The sequence below is a fragment of the Hyalangium sp. genome (assembly GCF_035629615.1).
In the GTDB taxonomy this organism is placed as follows: domain Bacteria; phylum Myxococcota; class Myxococcia; order Myxococcales; family Myxococcaceae; genus Hyalangium.
This window is the reverse complement of the sequence record NZ_DASPHO010000076.1, coordinates 1-4133: the sequence shown is the minus strand read 5'-3', so window position 1 is coordinate 4133 and position 4133 is coordinate 1. Positions and strand designations below refer to the sequence as shown.

Here is a 4133-nt window from a genome sequence, read left to right as displayed (position 1 = left end):
GAAGGAAGGCAGCTGGCCCGGAGAGCTGAAGAAGGACATCCCCCCGGCGCGGCGCGGCGCCTGAGCAGCAGAGGAGACGAACCATGGCGATTGCCACTGCGCCGCTAGCGGCGAACCAGGCGGAGTTCGAGTTCGAGTGCGGCCCCCACCCGGCCGGAGAGCTGGCCGTGCTGGGCTTCACGGTGGAGGAGGCGCTCTCCGTGCCCTACCAGGCGGAGATCGACCTGGTGCCGGGCCCGGACATCGAGGTGGATGGGGCGGGTCTGCTCGGACAGGACGCGCTGCTGACGATCCAACTCGGAGACGGCTCGGCGCGCTTCGTCCACGGCATCATCGGCCATGTGCGGCGCTGGGACGAGGGCAGCGGCCCGGAGCGCAAGCGCTGCCGGGTGCGCGTCGTGCCCCGGCTGTGGATCCAGCGGCATGTGCGCCGCAGCCGCATCTTCCAGGAGATGACCACGCCGGACATCGTGAAGAAGCTCCTCGGCGAGGCGGGTGTGGCGCACCGGCTGGCGCTGTCGGGGAGCTATCCCAAGCGCGAGTACTGCGTGCAGTACCGTGAGTCCAACTTGGACTTCATCTCCCGGCTGCTCGAGGAGGAAGGCATCTTCTACTTCTTCGAGCACGAGCAGGGCGCGCACACGATGGTCCTGGGGGACTCGGCCTCCGTGCACGAGCCGCTGCTCGGCGAGGAGCGCCTGGTGTTCCGCGAGAAGGGGCAGATGGTGGCGGACGCGGAGGCGGTGAACGAGTTCGCCTCGCGGCTCGAGGTGCAGCCCGGCGCCGTCATGCTGCGCGACTACAACTTCCTGCGGCCTGGCAGTGACTTGAGCGCGGACTCCTCGGCGGACGGCGCCGACGCGGCCCTGGAGGTGTACGACTACCCGGGGCGCTACGAGGACGCAGGTGCCGGGCGGAACTACTCGAAGATCCGCCTGGAGGAGCTGCGGGCCAAGGCAGAGACGGCGGCGGGCTCGAGCGTCAGCCGCCGGCTGACTCCGGGCTACACCTTCGAGCTGGCCGAGCACCCCACGGGCGCGTACGACGGCGAGTACCTGGTGCTCTCCGTCACCCAACGAGGCTCCCAGCCGGAGGTGCTCCCGGGCACACAGGTTCGCCACGAGGGGGATGGGCACGAGCCCTACCGCAGCCACTTCACGTGCTTGCACAAGGCGGTGCCCTTCCGGCCCGAGCGGAAGACCCAGCGGCCCTGGCTGCCCGGCCCGCAGACGGCGGTGGTGGTGGGCCCGGCGGGCGAGGAGATCCACACGGACGAGCACGGCCGCATCAAGGTGCAGTTCCACTGGGATCGCGAGGGCAAGGGGGACGACAAGAGCTCCTGCTGGATCCGGGTGAGCCAGGCGTGGGCGGGACCTGGATGGGGTGCACTGTACCTGCCGCGCATCGGCCAGGAGGTGGTGGTGGAGTTCCTGGAGGGGGATCCGGATCGGCCGCTGGTGACGGGGAGCGTGTACAACGGGCACCACCCGCCGCCGCTGGATCTGCCGGGCGAGAAGACGAAGAGCACGCTGCGCTCGAACTCGAGCCCGGGTGGAGGAGGCTTCAACGAGCTGCGCTTCGAGGACGCGGCGGGCGAGGAGGAGGTGTTCTTCCACGCCCAGAAGGACTTGAACATCGTCGTGGAGAACGACAAGTCCCAGCAGGTGGGCGGCAACGAGAAGCTGCTGGTGGAGAAGGATCGCAGCCGGGAGGTGCACGGCAACCAGTCCTTGCAGGTGACGAAGGACGACTCCTCGGTGATTGGCGGCAACCAGACGCTGGACGTGACGCAGAACCGCTCGACGACGGTGGGGGGCAACCACACGGAGTCGGTGGGGGGCACGCAGTCCATCACGGTGGGCGGCTCACAGAGCGTGTCGGTGACGCTGGCCTCAGCGGAGAACATCGGCCTGGCCAAGGCGGTGAACATCGGCGGGGCCTACGCGGTGACGGTGGGCGGCGCGATGAATGAGCTGGTGGGCGGACTGAAGTCCGAGCAGGTGGGTGGCGCGAAGGTCGAGATCGTGGGCGCCAAGAAGTCGGAGACGGTGAAGGGCAACCGCACGTTGAGCGTGGGCGGGGACTACTTGGAGACGGTGAAGAAGAAGCGCAACCTGAAGGTGGATCAGGACCACCTGCTCAACGTGGGGGGCAAGTACCAGGTGCTCGCCAAGGAGAGCTACGCCATCCAGGGCAAGGAGCTGGTGCTCTCGGCGGAGAACTCGTTCACGCTCCAGGTGGGCAGCGCCACGATCCAGGTGAAGAAGGACGGCAAGGTCGTCATCAAGGGGGGGAAGATCGAAGTCACCGCCTCGGGCGACATCGTGATGAAGGGCTCGAAGATCTCGGAGAACTGAGCGCCGGGTGTTGGCGACGGAGGGTTACCCTCAAGATGCCGAACCTCGAGAACCTCACCCGCTTCAAGGCCGTGGATCTGCCCTCCATGAACAAGGAGGGCGAAGAGCTGCTGCTCATCTGTGTTGCGGGCCGGTTCGAGCTGCCTCTCGCGGGAAGGCCTTCGCAGGAGCCGCCGAAGCCCAGCGAGGAGCAGCGGCCGCCTGTGATGGAAGACGTCTACTGGGGCGAGCCCGGCGCCTCGAGCCTGCGCTACGAGGGGCAGACGGCCTACACGCGGCCGGGAACGGACATCTATGTCTCGGGCCACGCGTGGGCGCCGGGGGGTAAGCCGGTGCCAGAGCTGCTGGCGGCAGTAAAGGTGGGGCCGTGCCAGAGAGGGATTCGCGTCTTCGGGACACGGGTGTGGTACCGGGGCGCGTTGGGGCTCAAAGCCTCCGCACCGCGGCCCTTCGAGTCCATTCCCCTGCGGTACGAGCGCAGCTTCGGCGGGGTGGCGGCAGCCACGGGCAAGGAGCCTCCCGCGTACGAGCCACGAAACCCTGTGGGAATGGGCCTGTATGGCTCGACGAAGGAAGCGATCGAGCAACCCTTGCCGAACCTGGAGGATCCCCTCCAGTTGATGAGGAGCCCGACAGAGCGTGTACCGCCCGCGGGCTTTGGCCCCGTTGCGCGGAGCTGGCAGCCACGCCTCAGGCTGGCTGGAACGTATAACGAGGCATGGGTGGAGCAGCGCGCCCCACTGTGGCCGCGCGACTTCGACCCGCTGTTCTTCCAGGCCGCCTCACCAGGGCTCACCGCTTCGCCAGGATTGAAAGGCGGGGAGCCGGTCGTCCTCTCGGGCTTGTCTCCGGATGGACAGATCGCGTTCCCGCTTCCCCGCCGCCGACTGGTAGTGAAGAGCATCTTCACCACCCGAATCGACCGGCGGGAACTGGTCCTGGACGCTGTACAGATCGAGCCGGACGAGCGAGCCCTGACGCTCATCTGGCGCGCGGCTGTTCCAGCCCACCGAGAGCTTGCCCAGCACGAGTACAGCGTTGTCCGGGAACTGGAATCCTGGGAGGAATTGCCCAAATGAACGCGGACCGGCGGGATGCGGGCGAAGTAGCCGTCATCGGGCTGGGACTCTGTACCCCGCTCGGACTGACTGCGCGAACCACGCAGGTGGAGATGGCTGCCGGCACTGTGCGCTTCTTCGAGACGGACGTGCTGGATGACTCAGGAGAGCCAGTCCGCGCCTCGATGCTGACCTTGCTGGAGCCAGAACTCACCCGCACGGAGCGGATGACAGCGTTGGCAATGACGGCACTCCAGGAGTCCATGAAGGACGTGGCCTCGCTTGGAATCGATCGGCTTCCACTCCTGCTGGCGCTTCCAGAGCCAGGGAGCGGCTCTCCTTTCACGCGAGAGTCCCTGCTAAGCGCGCTGGCCGGTGCTGCGGCGCCTCTACGGCTGGAGGTGTCCGAGAGCACCCTCTTTCCAGAAGGCCGTGCTGGCTTCTTTCGAGCGGTGGCTGAGGCCTCCCGGCTTCTGAAGGCGCGGAAGTTCCCATGGGTCCTGGTGGGCGGAGTGGACTCGATGTGCGACCGCGATTCCCTGATGCATCACGCACGAGCAGGCCGGAACCTGGGGCCGAGCACGAGAGACGGGATTCTACCGGGAGAAGGGGCTGGCTTCTCCCTGCTCACAGCCGGCGCATCCCAAGGGCAACGCGGGTTGTCCCCTCAAGGGTGGATCGTCGGTTGCGCCCTCGCACGTGAGCCTCTTTCATTTCT

Annotated in this window: 2 protein-coding genes and 1 pseudogene; all 3 read left to right on the top strand. The window is 67.3% G+C overall.

All coding sequences use genetic code 11. The annotated features are described in order from the left end of the window. Nucleotides 1-83: 83 nt before the first annotated feature. Nucleotides 84-2357, top strand: coding sequence for a type VI secretion system Vgr family protein (locus VD972_RS03375; RefSeq protein WP_324980628.1), 2274 nt, complete (start codon nt 84-86; stop codon nt 2355-2357). Nucleotides 2358-2392: 35 nt separating this feature from the next. Beyond that, the gene (locus VD972_RS03370; RefSeq protein ID WP_324980625.1) at nt 2393-3436 is read left to right on the top strand and encodes a DUF2169 domain-containing protein; all 1044 of its coding nucleotides are present in this window, start codon (nt 2393-2395) and stop codon (nt 3434-3436) included. Beyond that, nucleotides 3433-4133: pseudogene (locus tag VD972_RS03365) on the top strand (3-oxoacyl-ACP synthase); the annotation flags it as partial. The gene VD972_RS03370 and the pseudogene VD972_RS03365, both read left to right, overlap by 4 nt.